This is a genomic window from Nostoc sp. ChiVER01 (assembly GCF_034531155.1).
Classification (GTDB): domain Bacteria; phylum Cyanobacteriota; class Cyanobacteriia; order Cyanobacteriales; family Nostocaceae; genus Nostoc.
Genome location: NZ_JAVRBS010000004.1, coordinates 23,167 through 36,586 on the forward strand (window position 1 = coordinate 23,167; position 13,420 = coordinate 36,586).

Here is a 13,420-nt window from a genome sequence, read left to right on the forward strand (position 1 = left end):
CATAGCATCAGTTTCAGTCTTTAAAAAGCAGTACGCTATGTGTAACTTGCCTCCCTATAGAGGTAAGACATATCTTACACTGAGCTTACCGAACTGCTCAGGAACCATCGGAGTTTAAATCCACGTCTGAAATGTCTCTGATTTTTAATTTTAAATTATTAACACTTGTGACTGTGACACTGTGAGTGCTGATTTATGAGTTATGAGTTATGAGTTGAGAATAAAATTTAATTCCTCACTCCTAACTCCTCACTCCTAACTCTGAATCAGCACTCAGAACTCTTATAGATTGCCGTTGCGAAATGCCAGCAAAAAGATTACCACTGGCCCAGCAATCACAATTAGCGCCACGGAAAGCAATTGGAAAATAACTTCCCAATTGATACTGGTAAAAGCGTTAAACAAATCAGATACAGCGTCAAACATTTTTCCTTTTCTCCTCCCAATTGCCTTAAAAAATTCAATAACTTAATTACAAAACCCGCAATCGATCATATCTGGCCATGGCCTGTTAGATTTAATTTACTTAACAAAATTATAAGAAAAGACATAAAAACGTAAAATAGAGGAATTGGGAATGGGGCATGGGGCATTGGGCATGGAAAAGAGGCAGAGGGAAAAACTCTTCTCCCTTGCTCCCTGCCCCCTGCTTCCTCATCTCCCTACTCCCTACTCCCCAATCTAAAATGTCAACTTGGCAATGTGTAAAACAATGTGGAGCCTGCTGTAATCTTGATCCAGCAGATCGTCCAGATTTAGATGAGTATCTCTCTCCACCAGAACTAGAACTCTACCTCAGCATGGTAGGCGAAGGCGGATGGTGCGTTAATTTCGACCATACCACGCGAGAATGCCGCATCTACTCAGATCGTCCTCGTTTCTGTCGTGTGGAATCAGAAGTATTTCAAGATATGTATGGGGTTGAGCCAGAAGAAGTTAACGATTTTGCTATTGACTGCTGTCGCCAGCAAATAGAAGGAGTATACGGCGATCGCAGTCTGGAAATACTACGCTTCAATCAAGCTGTTGGGCTGTGAACTCCCTACTGCTCGTTTTAATATCTAGAGTTGCAATTTATTACAACAATCTGAGAATATGATAGAAATATGAAAACAACCTCGCAACCAAACTATTGCCTGTGAAACTTGATTCTGCTCCTTTGGAAATTTCTGGCATATCTCAGACTGAGATCGAGCTAAAACTGAAAGACAGCAATGATTTTAACTTAATTCCTGCGATCGCCAAACCAGTTCAGCCTGTAGTTGCCGATAATCCTCAGAAGCAGCAATCAGCACTAGTAGTTTTTGGTACAACTTTTATAACCATTTTTCTAGCAGAAATTGGAGATAAGACTCAGCTATCAACCCTGTTAATGAGCGCAGAATCTCATTCACCGTGGGTAGTATTTATAGGATCTGCGGCTGCACTGATAACCACAAGCTTATTAGGCGTGCTTTTAGGTAGTTGGATAGCCACCCGACTCAGCCCAAAAACTGTAGAAAAATCAGCAGGCGTGATGTTGTTGGTGATTTCCCTAATGCTCTTTTGGGATGTATTCAAAGGTTAGTTACAAGTTAGGAGTTAGCAGTTAGTAGTTATTCTCCCTCATCCCCCCCTGCTCCCTCATCTCCCCACTCCCCACTCCCCCTTAAATAATATGGATTGGCATCTTTTAGGACTGAGCTTTATTACAGTTTTTTTATCAGAATTAGGTGACAAAAGTCAGCTAGCAGCGATCGCACTTTCAGGGCGTTGTAATTCTCCGCGTGCAGTATTTTTTGGTGCAGCAGGCGCATTGCTGTTAACAAGTCTATTGGGAGCATTAGCAGGAGGTGCAGTAGCGGAATTATTACCTACGCGCTTGTTAAAAGCGATCGCTGCTGTGGGATTTGCCATCCTTGCTGCACGCCTGCTGTTATTTAACCATGAACCATCGACAGATTCTGATCAAACACCTTAAAGAAGAATTCAGAATTCAGAATCCAGGACTCAGAATTACTCTTCGTAGGAGATTGGAAACCGCCAAGATTTTAAACTAATAAGTAACTAGGCAAAATTACTCATAATAAAAGAACCCCACCCCCCAACCCCTCCCCGCACGCGGGAAGGGGAGACAAAGCAAAGCTTTGGCGGGGTAGGGTTCTCCGGATTTAATAAGTTATCAAACGCACATAGTATCACCCAGTGAGACTCGAATTCATACTGAATACTGAATTCTGACCGGAGGCGGAGCGTCTCCGGCTCCGCTCTGAATTCTTCTTTACAAAAGTTCCCAACCAGTTCCTTTATAGCCGTATTGAAAAATTTCTGGATGCAAAATTTCTGCCAAAATTTCTAGAGAATCTACCAGTCGTGGCCCTGGACGATTGAAGTAAGAATTGCCATCAGTGATGTATACCCTACCAGTTTTGGTAGCGTGCAGTTTTTCCCAGTCTGAATGTTGAGTTAATGAATTGGCTTCTTGGCGAGTGCGGTTTAAATCAAAGCCACAAGGCATAAAAACAATTACATCAGGATCGGTTGTTAATAGTGTTTCCCACGGCAATATAGGAGAAGGCTGACCTGTAGTGCAAAATAAGGACTGTCCTCCTGCTAAGTTAACTAATTCAGGAATCCAATTAGCGGCAACCATCAAAGGATCAGTCCACTCAATACAGGCGACGGTAGGCTGTTCATTTAACGAAAGTCCCTGGATTTTTTGCTGACAAATTTTGACGCGAGCTTCTAAGTTTTCTATGACTTTCACAGAGTCTACGCTAAAAGTGTTACCGACTCGCTCAATGTCAGCCCAAATATCCTGGAGAAGATTGGGTTGTAAAGAAATAATCTGCGGTTTACTGTCAATGAGTGTAGCAACTGCCTTTTCAACATCGTGTAAGCTGACAGCACAAACATCACACTGGTCTTGAGTGAGAATGTGGGTAGGCTGCAATTTCTCTAAAACATCTGTTTTGATTTGGTAAATACTAAGAGCAGATTGCAATAAATTGCTCACTTGATCGTGAATTTGGCTGCTAGAGGCATTGGAGTTTAAGCGTGCTTCAGTACAAATAGGACGATTGAGGATTTCTGGAGGGTAATCGCATTCGTGCGATCGCCCCACAATAGCATCAACTAAGCCTAGTGCCGCTAAAATCTCTGTTCCACCGGGAATCAGGGAAATAATTCTCACATTAGTATCCGTCATTCGCTCCACCTCCACAAAACCTGCCATTACTTAAATTTTCTCAAAATTTGAGCGATTAGGCATCTTTCTCTAGGAGAATTAAGCTTGTTTTGGTAGTCAACACTCAGCAATAAATTAAACTCAGTATTCGGTATTCGGAAGAGTCTTTTTTAGCCCTCAGTCCCTAGACGCAAATTTAAAATACTATAAGTAATCGTACAGAATTATTTACACATGAGTTTCTAGTCTATATAAGGGTTTCATGTGTTATTTTTGTATAATTAATTTTATTTAACTACTTACAACTGATACTACTTGATATAAAACTAATATTTAATTTATGAAAAAGCTCGGTAAAGATTGAAAAGCTTGATTCCCTACTATCTACTCCCCACTCCTTACCCACGTAGATAATTTCAAAAATAAAATCTGACTCCTATAGTAAAAGTACTTGATAGTGAAATTCTTGTAAATGCTAATTATTCCCTAGCAAAAATCACTGGGATGAAGTAATAAAAGCAATGAGAAAAATTTAGTTTAAAACTTGTTATCCAAAATCATAAATTTTAATTAGAAAAAATATATATTCCGGTTATGAAAAACAAGATCAAGTAGTTGTAGTTATACAAAGACAGTTTTGCTTTTTCCATAAGGCTGCAAGATAAAATTGTTTCTTCTTGAGGTCAACAAATGCAGGTGGTGTCAGCTAGAGATATTACAGAGCGCAATCAGCCTCAAAAGGCTTTGCAAATTAAAGAAAACTATCGGCGAAAACAAAGCCAGACGCTCGTGCAGCTGGCAAGAAGCAAGACATTTCAGCAAGGTGATCTCAATGCAGCGTTAAAGGAAATCACAGAGGCTGCTGCTCGGACGCTTTCAGTAAAACGGGTTAGTGTATGGTTATATAATCAAGAACGTTCAAAAATTGAATGCATCGATTTATATGATGTAAGCACCAAGGAGCATAGCTTTGGTAACTCGCTTTCAAACAAAAATTATCCAGCTTATTTCCAAGCTTTAGAAAAAGAACGTACCATTGCCGCAGATGATGCCCTAAATGATACAAGAACCCAAGAATTATCCGAGTCTTATCTTTCAGTTTCGGGCATTACATCCTTGCTGGATGCACCAATTTGGTTAGAGGGTCGTTTGATAGGTGTAGTCTGTCATGAGCACATAGGCGAACAACGCCAATGGACTTTAGAGGAAGAGACTTTTGCTGGCTCTATTGCAGATTTCGTGACGCTGGCTATAGAAGCGAAAGAGCGAAACTTCGCACAAGAAGCATTGAGACAGAGTGAGGCGCAATTTCGGGCAATTTTTGAGTGTTCTTCTATCGGCATTGGACTTATAAATATGAAAGCGCAGATAGTCGATACTAATCTGGCACTGTGCAAAATTTTAGGATATAGCCGAGAAGAGTTATACAGCAAGCACTTTACAGATTACATTTGCACACAAAGAGGGGATTTAAAACTTTACAAACAACTGATGTCAGAAATTCACACAGACTTAAAGAGAACTTCGAGAGTAGACTTCCAACCCTCTAAACATCAGGAACAGTTTGTCGAAAAACATCGGATTGAGATGGAGAGACGCTGCCTGCATCAAAATGGTAGCTTAGTTTGGACTCATATCTCTGTTTCTGTTATACCAGCCAGCAATGGTGAACCTGAGTTTTTTCTAGCGATGATTGAGGACATTACTGAACGTAAGGAAACAGAATTGAAACTTCGTGTTTCTCAAGAGGCAGCAGAAGCTGCTAGTCGGGCAAAAAGTGAATTTTTAGCAACCATGAGCCATGAGTTGCGGACACCTCTTAATGCAATTATGGGTTTGTCGCAGTTGTTGCAACAAGAAATAGTTGGCTCTCTCAATGAAAAGCAGAACGAATATGTAAGTTGTATATATAGTAGTGGTGAACATCTGCTAGCACTGATTAACGGTATCCTTGATTTATCTAAAGTAGAAGCAAACAAAGAGGAACTGTTACTCTCACCTTTGCCAGTGTCAGATTTATGTAATTATGCTATGTGGACAGTGCGCGATCGCGCCTCAGAAAAGGGATTACAACTCACCTGTAAAATTGAGGTAGAAGAGGATATTTGTGTTGGTGATGAGCGGCGCATTAAGCAAATGCTACTCAACCTGCTTACCAATGCAATTAAATTCACTCCAGCCGGTCAGGTATCGCTGGTAGTGAAAAAAGTACCCCAAGGGATAACTTTTACAGTTTCAGATACTGGAATTGGTATAGACTCAAATCAGTTTCAATTTCTATTTGAACCATTTAAACAACTTGATAGTCGGTTAAATCGACAGTATGAAGGTACTGGTTTAGGTTTAGCCTTAACACGCAAATTAGCACGTTTGCATGGTGGAGATGTAAGTGTTAAATCGATTTTGGGAGAAGGTAGTCAGTTCACTCTATTTCTACCAAATCCAGTGGAGATGCAAAAAGAACAAGATTAGGATTTACGCACACTCTACGAATTCTTCTCTACGAGACGCTGCGCGATGGCGTCTTCTCTGCAAGACGCTACGCGTTGGCGGAAGCCTCTTGTAGAGAAGGCGGTTCGATAAATTAAGCTTTTCGGCAATTTTTACGTAAGTCCTGAAGATAAAGGAGAACAGTAAGATTACCAACGACTATCTTCTCAAACCAATTCGAGTAGTTTAATTAGAGTCAATATTGACACAATATTTGAATTCTAGCGATTTTTAGATTAAAAAAACACCAATTTAGACCGGAGCGATCGCATATAACAGTCCGATTTGTTTCGTAAAAAATCATTGCCTAATAGAGAATAGGTGCGTTACGCTGTCGCCTTAACACACCCTACTAAATAATTTATTTTTTTAGAAGTCCCTAAAATCTAAAATTAAACTTTGCTCAACCACTCATTCTCCTCTGGATCTTTAAACAGTGAAGTACTGAGGTAGCGTTCACCGAAGCTGGGCTGTATCATCACGATTAGGCGACCTGCATTTTCTGGCCGTTGTGCTACTTGAATGGCAGCATACAACGCAGCACCAGCAGAAATTCCCGATAGCAATCCTTCTTCTTTTGCGAGACGACGGCTGTAAGCGATCGCTTGCTCATCCGCTACCTGAATCACTTCATCCACCAGTTCTGAACGGTAAATTGCTGGGACAAATCCCGCGCCGATACCCTGAATTTTGTGAGGCCCTGATTTACCACCGGCTAATACTGGACTGTTGCTTGGTTCAACTGCGATCGCTTGAAAACTCGGCTTCCGTTTTTTAATAACTTCTGCAACTCCCGTAATCGTCCCACCAGTACCCACTCCTGCTATGAGAATATCTACCTCTCCATCGGTATCATCCCAGATTTCTTCTGCCGTGGTTAGGGCGTGAACTTTCGGGTTGGCGGGGTTGCGGAACTGCTGCAACATATAAGCATTGGACGTTTTAGCTACAATCTCTTCTGCATGAGCGATCGCTCCTCGCATCCCTTCTACCCCTGGCGTTAACTCTAGTTGAGCGCCATAAGCTTTGAGCATGGATCGTCTTTCGTGGCTCATTGTGTCAGGCATCGTTAGAATAAGATGGTAACCCTTGGCGGCTGCTACCATCGCCAGCGCAATTCCTGTATTTCCAGAAGTCGGCTCTACTAAAACGGTTTTTCCAGGGTGAATTAAGCCTGCTTCCTCCGCCGCTTCCACCATACTCGCACCAATCCTGTCTTTGACAGAAGATGCTGGATTCATGCTTTCTAGCTTCACCACAATCTGAGCAACCGCTCCTGAAGCTTGGGGAATCTTATTTAATTGAACTAGAGGAGTTCGGCCGATTAACTCTGTGATATCTTTCGCTATCCGCATGTGGGTACTCCGTCGTGTCTAAATATAATACATTGGACTTTGCTGTGCGCGAGTTTCTCTTTCCTGGCACAAGTCTTGGAGTGTATAACGACCCAAAACTTCAATTGAGGCAGCGTTAGCTTGCTCCCAAACTTCATAAACCAGAGTCTTTTCCAAAGTCGGAAATTCAGAGGTATCTTTCTCTTTCCGCTCGCCTTCTACCAAAGTGACAATTTCAAGTATTGTAATCTGCCAAGGTTCACGAGCTAAAAGGAAACCTCCTTTAGAGCCGCGTTGACTCTGCACCACACCAGCGCGCCGGAGGTTGGTCAAAATTTGTTCCAAATAGCGCTCAGGTATGGGTTGCTTGGCAGTGATCTCGCTCATGGTTAGAGGAAGCTTTTTCCCGTGGTGGCTTGCCAGTTCTAATAGTGCTAGCAGCGCGTATTCCACTTTGGAAGACAGATCCAAGAGAGCGTAGTTTTGGCTATTCAAGGCTGTACTCAACATACTACGGTGAATTGGGGGACTTATCGCAGTTAATGCGAAAATAATTTTTCTCAAACTGTGGAATGTGATAGCATCCCATTTAACTACCCACAAAAACACTCTATCCTATCGACTTACCGTAGATTATTATCCTACACAATTCCTATAAATGACCTGATCTTTTAGTGGGAATTATCCTGAGTTTCTGTTTTCAGAACCTCACTTACCAACGAAAACCTTAACAGAGTATGCTACTAACTGATTTGCAAACCATTTTTGAGCGTGATCCAGCAGCCCGTAACTGGCTAGAAGTATTGTTCTGTTACCCTGGACTCCAAGCTTTAGTGTTTCATCGATTAGCACACTGGCTGTATAAAATTGGAATTCCCTTTATACCAAGACTCATCTCTCATATTAGTAGGTTTTTAACCGGAATTGAAATTCATCCTGGGGCATTAATTGGCCAGGGAGTGTTTATAGACCACGGGATGGGAGTAGTGATTGGCGAAACTGCGATCGTGGGCGATCATGCCTTGATTTATCAAGGTGTCACCCTTGGCGGGACTGGGAAAGAAAGCGGCAAACGCCATCCAACTTTAGGCTCTCATGTAGTTGTGGGAGCGGGTGCAAAAGTATTGGGAAATATTCAAATTGGCGATCGCGTCCGTATTGGAGCAGGTTCTGTGGTACTACGAGATGTCCCCAGTAACACTACTGTAGTGGGGATTCCAGGGCGTGTGACTCGTCAGAACAACTCATCTACCAATGTTCTGGATCATGATAAAGTACGCGACGTAGAAGCTGAAGTCATCCGCGCTTTATTTGAACGCGTCAAGGCTCTAGAGAAACAGTTCGAGGAATTGCAACAATCAAGTTTGTCCCCAACTGAACTTAACGACGAACCAACCGACAACCCGAAAAGCAATAATTCTGATGGGATAATTGAAGATTTTCTCGATGGTGCGGGAATTTAATTTTGGGTATTGGGTATGGGGCATTGGGCATTAGGCATTGGTAAGAGGCAGAGGAGAAAGAGGTAATATTTTTATTCTCCCCCTTGCTCCCTGCTCCTTGCCCCTCTGCTTCTTCCCTACTCCCCTCTTCAAAAGATTCATAGCCTCTTAGAACCTGATATAAATATAATACTACGGTTAATTTATCGGAGAATAGTTTTATATATTATGGTGGCTTTATACACAAGCTTATCTAGCTCAAGTAATAATACTAAAGAAGTTTTTGCCCGTAGGTCATTTCTACCAGAGCATGAAAACGGACTTTGGAAGATTGAAACGGGTTTTATCAGGACTTTTACCTATCTGGAAGATGGTACAACCGTTGCTCTGGGATTATGGGGCCCTGGAGATGTTGTTGGTAAGGCTTTGTCAAAATTAGAACCTTACCAAATGGAATGCCTAACTAAAGTAGAGGCGACGATCTTACCTCTAGAAGAATGGACTCAACTAACAGAAACTCTACTTACCCATATCCAACAGGCTCAAGAATTGATGGTTATTCGTAGCCATAGAAAAGTTGAAACTATGCTGCTCAAGCTGTTGGCATGGTTATCTAAAAAATTTGGTTCGGAAGTTGAAAAAGGACGTTTAATAGATATGCGTCTGACTCACGAAGACCTGGCGGAAATGCTCGGTTCAACTCGTGTGACTATCACTCGTATTCTTGGACAGTTTGAGCAAGAAGGACTGATTGCTCGTCTTTCCTTGCATCGAATTGTACTGCGAGAAGAAGAAATTTGGTACTACGAAATTTAGATTATTTCAGCAAAACCAGCCATCGCCGTCAGCATTCGGCTTACCCACAATTCTCAGATTCAGGGATTCAAGGTAAGCCAGACCGCTAGAGATTTGTGGCACTGTTCCCCGCAATTCAATGTCAAAGTATCCTTCTTCATCTGTATTTGGTTGTAGCATAGCTTTGGTAATATTAACTATCAAGCCATAAGCAGAAATTAACTGCGAAATCACAGGCGCTTGCAGATAGCATTTAGGAATATATATCCGCAGCCGAGTCTGGGTGATTTGGCTTTTTGTGTAAACCGAAGAAACCAGTGATAATCTGGTTTGAGAATTGGTTTGATGGTTATTTAATGTTGCCATTGGGTAGTGACTATTTTGTTAATTACCGTAGGCGTAGCCCGTCGTAGACATCGCTATAAACGCTAGACAAATCTAGCCAAATTGGTAGCCCCAGTTTTTCTAAATAACTCAGGCTAGAGTAAAGTTGCTTTGTTCTCCCCCACAAATCCAAATCAAACCAGCCATCATCTTCGGTATTGGGTTGAAGTCTAGCACTGGTGATATTGACTGTTAGTCCATAACGAGAAACTAACTCAGAAATCACTGGTTCTTCGTAATAAGATTTTAAGACGCACACTTGCAAGCGCAATCGACTGGTTTGACCAAGAGAAATCCATTGCTGGAATTGTTCTTGCCATTGATTTGTCAGCCATGCAGAGTCTTTGGAACTCATGTTAGCTGGATTTGGGAAAGTTAAAGGATGTTGGTTGGGTTGAATTTGAGTAGCGATCGCTAATTCCAGCAAATTCACTCCCAATCCTTGCAAGTAAGATAAGCTATTTGTCAGTTTTTGGGGATTTCCCGAAAGTTCTAAGTCAAACCAGCCATCGCTGTCATTGTCGGATGTCAGAGATGCAGCTTTAATATTGACGGTTAAATCATAACGAGATACCAGTCGAGAAATTACAGGTTGCCTATGATACCTCTGAGGCACGAGAATTCGGCTGTGGACTGAAGCGGGTTCTATAGATTTACTCTGAGACATCAGATTAATTCCCAATAGCAATGCCTACGGTAGTCACTGAGCGCAAGCGCAGCCCACACCTCAGCTGCGCCTAAGCAATCTTTGGGTTCGACAGAGAATCTTGCTGATGCCCTGCCTGGTTGGATGTCAGCCTTATAGAGATTTTCATCTTTTTGGCTTTGATTTAACTACGATAACTCTATCGATTTAATGTATGTAATTGTTATGTAAAGGATGTTCTCACAAATAATGCAAAAAAACAATAAGTATATTCACGTAAATTATCCTGACTTTATGTAGAGCAACTTGAAGTTAAAGCGGTAGTACATAAATTTGACATATCAATTACAATACGGTTCAGTTAAGGCTAAAACTCTTTGTCAAACTCAATTTTTTTAACGAACCGCCAAGGACGCCAAGGACGCAGAGAGAAGAAAGAAATGCTTAACTGAACTGTATTGATATCAATTACACAAAATTGATATCAACTAAATTAAACCTTTTAGAAAAAGCAGCAGTCTAAATTTATAAATCAGTTAAATTACTGAATTATGAACTCACAAAGAATTTAACTGAATTAATCCCAGATAGTTGAACAAAGGAAAACTCGTTATGAAACGGATGCTTGCAGGCAGGTATATTAGTTGCTTTACCACTGTTCATTACTGCTATGTCAAAACAGGCGTCAGCATTAGTAATCAATCTTGGTGGGCATCATCATCAAAGATGGATTCCTGGGCATTGGGAGAGGATACATCACCGCAGAGTATGGATTCGCGGTCATTATCAACGTTAGTAATGAATTTAGCTAAATTCACAATCACCTCTATCCAATAATTCTTTTATTTAGATAGAGGTAGTGAATTAGCATAGTTTAAATTAAGGTAATTTTGCTAGATAAATAAGTTGCTAGTAAGAACTTTAGTCCTGATCTTAACTACTGAAGCGACTCAAAGCACCTGGCGTGCGATTTCCAATCGCCGAGGCAAGTAAGAAATTAGATTTTTAAAACAACTTCTTACCAATCAGTTGCTTTAGTGTCATCCCAGACTTCCAATTCCAAGTCGTGGAGATAAGTTAACCCACTCTGAATTTGTGCATCTGTTCCTTGTAATTCAAGGTCAAACCAACCATCACCGACAGCATTCGCTCCTAAAATCGCTGCGGTGATATTCACAGTCAGTCCACAATCAGATACCAGGCGAGAAATTACAGGTTCCTGGTGATAGTCTTTAGGAATTCTTAGTCGAATCCGTTTATTGGTAAGTGTATTGTCAGTAGCCATATCTGAATTATTTCAATTCCTGATAGAGATTGGTACAGAACTACTCTTAACCCTAACGGTAATTTCCTGATAGGTACTAAGTAGATCGTACCATGTCCTATGATTTGCTTGTATCCTATTCAAAGGATAACTATAATCTCTTGATTTTTCTATTCAACATCTTTAATGCGGGTTTTCCGTTCCAAAATCTCCTTCAGCACTAAGGTTACTACTGCTAGCAATGCTAACAGTACAGCCGCAGAGAAGGCAGCTTCAGTTTCATATTGTTTGTAAGCGTCTTCTACAAACAGTGGTAAACTCTGGGTTTGGTCAGCAATGTTACCAGATACCACCGAAACCGCACCGAATTCACCCATTGCTCTAGCATTGGTCAAAATTAAACCGTAGAGTAAACCCCAACGGATACTGGGTAAGGTGACACGCCAAAATATCTGCCAATCTTTTGCCCCTAAAGTTCTAGCAGCTTCTTCTTGATCCTTGCCAAATTCTTCTAAAACAGGAATTACTTCCCGCGCCACAAAGGGCATACTCACAAAGGCTGTAGCCAGCACCATACCTGGAAAGGCAAAGATTATTTTCATATCATGAGCCTGGAGCCAAGGGCCAAACCACCCATTGCGACCGTAAAGTAGCACAATCATCAATCCTGCGACTACGGGCGAGATGGAAAAGGGCAAGTCAATAATGCTCAAAACTACGGCGCGTCCAGGAAATTTATGACGAGCGATCGCCCAAGCTGCACATAAACCAAATACTGTATTTAAAGGTAGAGAAATCACAGCCAGCAATAGGGTTAGCCAAGCTGCATGGAGAAAAGCTGGGCGCGATAGGTTGGATAGAAACGGCCCAACTCCTTTGCTGAAGGCTTGGACAAAAACGTTAATTGCCGGGATATATTGAACTAGGGCTAAATAGGCGATCGCTATACTAATTAAAACTATTGGCACCCAACTCTTCTGCTCTTTCGGCTTGGTCGTATGTGTATCAGATGCAGATGAGTGAAAACTTGGCTTATCTACTGTCATATCGCCTTGCCCATGCTTGTAAGAAATTAATTGCCAATAGTAGTATTAAGGAAATGGATAGTAAAACTATGCCAATTACTGTTGCACCAGAATAGTCATACTGCTCTAACCGTTGGAAAATCAACACAGGTGCGATCAAATCTTGATAGGGCGTATTAGAAGAGATAATCACAGTTGAACCATATTCCCCGACTGCACGGGAGAAACCCAAGGCAACACCAGTTAAAATTGTCGGAAATAAAGGTGGCAAAATCACTTTCCAAAAGGTCTGCCATTGAGAAGCACCCAGACACCAAGAGGCTTCTTCAATTTCATGTTCCATTTCTTGAAGCACGGGTTGCACAGTTCTCACGACAAAAGGTAGCGAGATAAATATCATTGCCACTGCAACTCCTGTGCGGGTAAAAGATACCTTAATTCCCAGTGGTGCTAATAGCGAACCTATCCAACCATTATCACTGTAGACTGTTGCCAGTGTTAACCCTGCTACCGAAGTTGGTAGTGCAAAGGGTAAATCCACTGTGGCGTCAATCAAGCGTTTTAAGGGAAAGTCGTAGCGAACCAAAACCCAGGCAATTAAAGTACCAAATACGCCATTGAGCAAGGCTGCAAATATTGCTGTAACAAAAGTAACGTTATATGTTGCTAATGCTACATCACTGGTTGCGATCGCCCAAAATCTCGCCGGAGGTTCCGTACTCGCTTTCAAGAACATGGCAATTATGGGGATAAACAACATCACTGTCAGGTATCCTATGGTGATTCGCCAAGTCCAAGGAACCCGCCCCAATTTCTTCCAGAATGGTGTTTTGTGTTCAACTTTCAGAGACGGAGATACAGTTGTCATAGTCAA

16 protein-coding genes are annotated in these 13,420 nt (G+C 41.6%); 7 read left to right on the plus strand and 9 right to left on the minus strand.

Going from position 1 to position 13,420, the window contains the following annotated elements:
• Positions 1-282: 282 nt before the first annotated feature.
• Complete coding sequence (gene psb30, locus RMY00_RS06890; RefSeq protein ID WP_114086065.1) at positions 283-426, minus strand: photosystem II reaction center protein Ycf12/Psb30; 144 nt, start codon at positions 424-426, stop codon at positions 283-285.
• Positions 427-686: 260 nt separating this feature from the next.
• Here psb30 and RMY00_RS06895 point away from each other — a divergent pair, with 260 nt between their 5' ends.
• The 3 genes from RMY00_RS06895 (at position 687) to RMY00_RS06905 (ending at position 1,960) form a co-directional block, all read left to right on the plus strand.
• The gene (locus tag RMY00_RS06895) at positions 687-1,037 is read left to right on the plus strand and encodes a YkgJ family cysteine cluster protein (protein WP_322646837.1); all 351 of its coding nucleotides are present in this window, start codon (positions 687-689) and stop codon (positions 1,035-1,037) included.
• A 101-nt stretch (positions 1,038-1,138) separates the two neighbouring features.
• Positions 1,139-1,567, plus strand: coding sequence for a TMEM165/GDT1 family protein (locus tag RMY00_RS06900; protein ID WP_322646838.1), 429 nt, complete (start codon positions 1,139-1,141; stop codon positions 1,565-1,567).
• A gap of 90 nt (positions 1,568-1,657) precedes the next feature.
• Positions 1,658-1,960, plus strand: a complete 303-nt coding sequence (locus RMY00_RS06905; protein WP_322646839.1) for a TMEM165/GDT1 family protein — start codon at positions 1,658-1,660, stop codon at positions 1,958-1,960.
• Between the two features lie 300 nt (positions 1,961-2,260).
• Here the strand turns inward: RMY00_RS06905 and RMY00_RS06910 are convergent, their stop codons facing one another.
• The gene (locus tag RMY00_RS06910; protein WP_322647128.1) at positions 2,261-3,187 is read right to left on the minus strand and encodes a cobalamin-binding protein; all 927 of its coding nucleotides are present in this window, start codon (positions 3,185-3,187) and stop codon (positions 2,261-2,263) included.
• Positions 3,188-3,856: 669 nt separating this feature from the next.
• Between RMY00_RS06910 and RMY00_RS06915 the strand changes: the two genes are divergently transcribed.
• On the plus strand, positions 3,857-5,638 hold the full coding sequence (locus tag RMY00_RS06915) for an ATP-binding protein (RefSeq protein ID WP_322646840.1): 1,782 nt from the start codon (positions 3,857-3,859) through the stop codon (positions 5,636-5,638).
• A 410-nt stretch (positions 5,639-6,048) separates the two neighbouring features.
• Here RMY00_RS06915 and cysK read toward each other — a convergent pair whose 3' ends face one another.
• Together cysK and RMY00_RS06925 are read right to left on the minus strand one after the other, a co-directional pair.
• Positions 6,049-7,011 (minus strand): cysteine synthase A, encoded by a 963-nt coding sequence (gene cysK / locus RMY00_RS06920; RefSeq protein WP_322646841.1) that lies wholly within the window; start codon positions 7,009-7,011, stop codon positions 6,049-6,051.
• A gap of 18 nt (positions 7,012-7,029) precedes the next feature.
• On the minus strand, positions 7,030-7,500 hold the full coding sequence (locus RMY00_RS06925) for an Rrf2 family transcriptional regulator (protein ID WP_322647129.1): 471 nt from the start codon (positions 7,498-7,500) through the stop codon (positions 7,030-7,032).
• Positions 7,501-7,727: 227 nt separating this feature from the next.
• Between RMY00_RS06925 and cysE the strand changes: the two genes are divergently transcribed.
• Together cysE and RMY00_RS06935 are read left to right on the plus strand one after the other, a co-directional pair.
• On the plus strand, positions 7,728-8,453 hold the full coding sequence (cysE, locus tag RMY00_RS06930; RefSeq protein ID WP_322646842.1) for a serine O-acetyltransferase: 726 nt from the start codon (positions 7,728-7,730) through the stop codon (positions 8,451-8,453).
• A gap of 207 nt (positions 8,454-8,660) precedes the next feature.
• Positions 8,661-9,248, plus strand: a complete 588-nt coding sequence (locus RMY00_RS06935; RefSeq protein ID WP_322646843.1) for a Crp/Fnr family transcriptional regulator — start codon at positions 8,661-8,663, stop codon at positions 9,246-9,248.
• 6 nt (positions 9,249-9,254) lie between these two features.
• Here the strand turns inward: RMY00_RS06935 and RMY00_RS06940 are convergent, their stop codons facing one another.
• Positions 9,255-9,593, minus strand: coding sequence for an NIL domain-containing protein (locus tag RMY00_RS06940; protein WP_322646844.1), 339 nt, complete (start codon positions 9,591-9,593; stop codon positions 9,255-9,257).
• Positions 9,594-9,615: 22 nt separating this feature from the next.
• Positions 9,616-10,278 (minus strand): NIL domain-containing protein, encoded by a 663-nt coding sequence (locus RMY00_RS06945; RefSeq protein ID WP_322646845.1) that lies wholly within the window; start codon positions 10,276-10,278, stop codon positions 9,616-9,618.
• A gap of 591 nt (positions 10,279-10,869) precedes the next feature.
• Between RMY00_RS06945 and RMY00_RS06950 the strand changes: the two genes are divergently transcribed.
• Positions 10,870-11,094, plus strand: a complete 225-nt coding sequence (locus tag RMY00_RS06950) for a hypothetical protein (protein WP_322646846.1) — start codon at positions 10,870-10,872, stop codon at positions 11,092-11,094.
• Between the two features lie 181 nt (positions 11,095-11,275).
• Here RMY00_RS06950 and RMY00_RS06955 read toward each other — a convergent pair whose 3' ends face one another.
• The 3 genes from RMY00_RS06955 to cysT all read right to left on the minus strand — a co-directional run bounded on the left by RMY00_RS06955 (position 11,276) and on the right by cysT (position 13,414).
• Positions 11,276-11,542: an NIL domain-containing protein gene (locus RMY00_RS06955; RefSeq protein WP_229461634.1), complete on the minus strand. Its 267-nt coding sequence runs from the start codon at positions 11,540-11,542 to the stop codon at positions 11,276-11,278.
• Between the two features lie 149 nt (positions 11,543-11,691).
• Positions 11,692-12,567, minus strand: coding sequence for a sulfate ABC transporter permease subunit CysW (cysW, locus tag RMY00_RS06960; RefSeq protein ID WP_322646847.1), 876 nt, complete (start codon positions 12,565-12,567; stop codon positions 11,692-11,694).
• Entirely contained in the window at positions 12,554-13,414 is an 861-nt protein-coding gene (gene cysT, locus RMY00_RS06965; protein ID WP_322646848.1) for a sulfate ABC transporter permease subunit CysT, read from the minus strand. The genes cysW and cysT overlap by 14 nt, the downstream gene beginning before the upstream one ends.
• Positions 13,415-13,420 lie beyond the last annotated feature (6 nt).

What these genes read in the sequence shown, in the direction of transcription:
- RMY00_RS06955 (WP_229461634.1), bottom strand. Translation starts at nt 11,542, where the DNA reads ATGGCTACTGACAATACACTTACCAATAAACGGATTCGACTAAGAATT.
- RMY00_RS06950 (WP_322646846.1), top strand. Translation starts at nt 10,870, where the DNA reads ATGAAACGGATGCTTGCAGGCAGGTATATTAGTTGCTTTACCACTGTT.
- cysW (WP_322646847.1), bottom strand. Translation starts at nt 12,567, where the DNA reads ATGACAGTAGATAAGCCAAGTTTTCACTCATCTGCATCTGATACACAT.
- RMY00_RS06895 (WP_322646837.1), top strand. Translation starts at nt 687, where the DNA reads ATGTCAACTTGGCAATGTGTAAAACAATGTGGAGCCTGCTGTAATCTT.
- RMY00_RS06945 (WP_322646845.1), bottom strand. Translation starts at nt 10,278, where the DNA reads ATGTCTCAGAGTAAATCTATAGAACCCGCTTCAGTCCACAGCCGAATT.
- RMY00_RS06905 (WP_322646839.1), top strand. Translation starts at nt 1,658, where the DNA reads ATGGATTGGCATCTTTTAGGACTGAGCTTTATTACAGTTTTTTTATCA.
- RMY00_RS06925 (WP_322647129.1), bottom strand. Translation starts at nt 7,500, where the DNA reads ATGTTGAGTACAGCCTTGAATAGCCAAAACTACGCTCTCTTGGATCTG.
- psb30 (WP_114086065.1), bottom strand. Translation starts at nt 426, where the DNA reads ATGTTTGACGCTGTATCTGATTTGTTTAACGCTTTTACCAGTATCAAT.
- RMY00_RS06915 (WP_322646840.1), top strand. Translation starts at nt 3,857, where the DNA reads ATGCAGGTGGTGTCAGCTAGAGATATTACAGAGCGCAATCAGCCTCAA.
- RMY00_RS06935 (WP_322646843.1), top strand. Translation starts at nt 8,661, where the DNA reads ATGGTGGCTTTATACACAAGCTTATCTAGCTCAAGTAATAATACTAAA.
- RMY00_RS06910 (WP_322647128.1), bottom strand. Translation starts at nt 3,187, where the DNA reads ATGACGGATACTAATGTGAGAATTATTTCCCTGATTCCCGGTGGAACA.
- cysE (WP_322646842.1), top strand. Translation starts at nt 7,728, where the DNA reads ATGCTACTAACTGATTTGCAAACCATTTTTGAGCGTGATCCAGCAGCC.
- cysT (WP_322646848.1), bottom strand. Translation starts at nt 13,414, where the DNA reads ATGACAACTGTATCTCCGTCTCTGAAAGTTGAACACAAAACACCATTC.
- RMY00_RS06940 (WP_322646844.1), bottom strand. Translation starts at nt 9,593, where the DNA reads ATGGCAACATTAAATAACCATCAAACCAATTCTCAAACCAGATTATCA.
- cysK (WP_322646841.1), bottom strand. Translation starts at nt 7,011, where the DNA reads ATGCGGATAGCGAAAGATATCACAGAGTTAATCGGCCGAACTCCTCTA.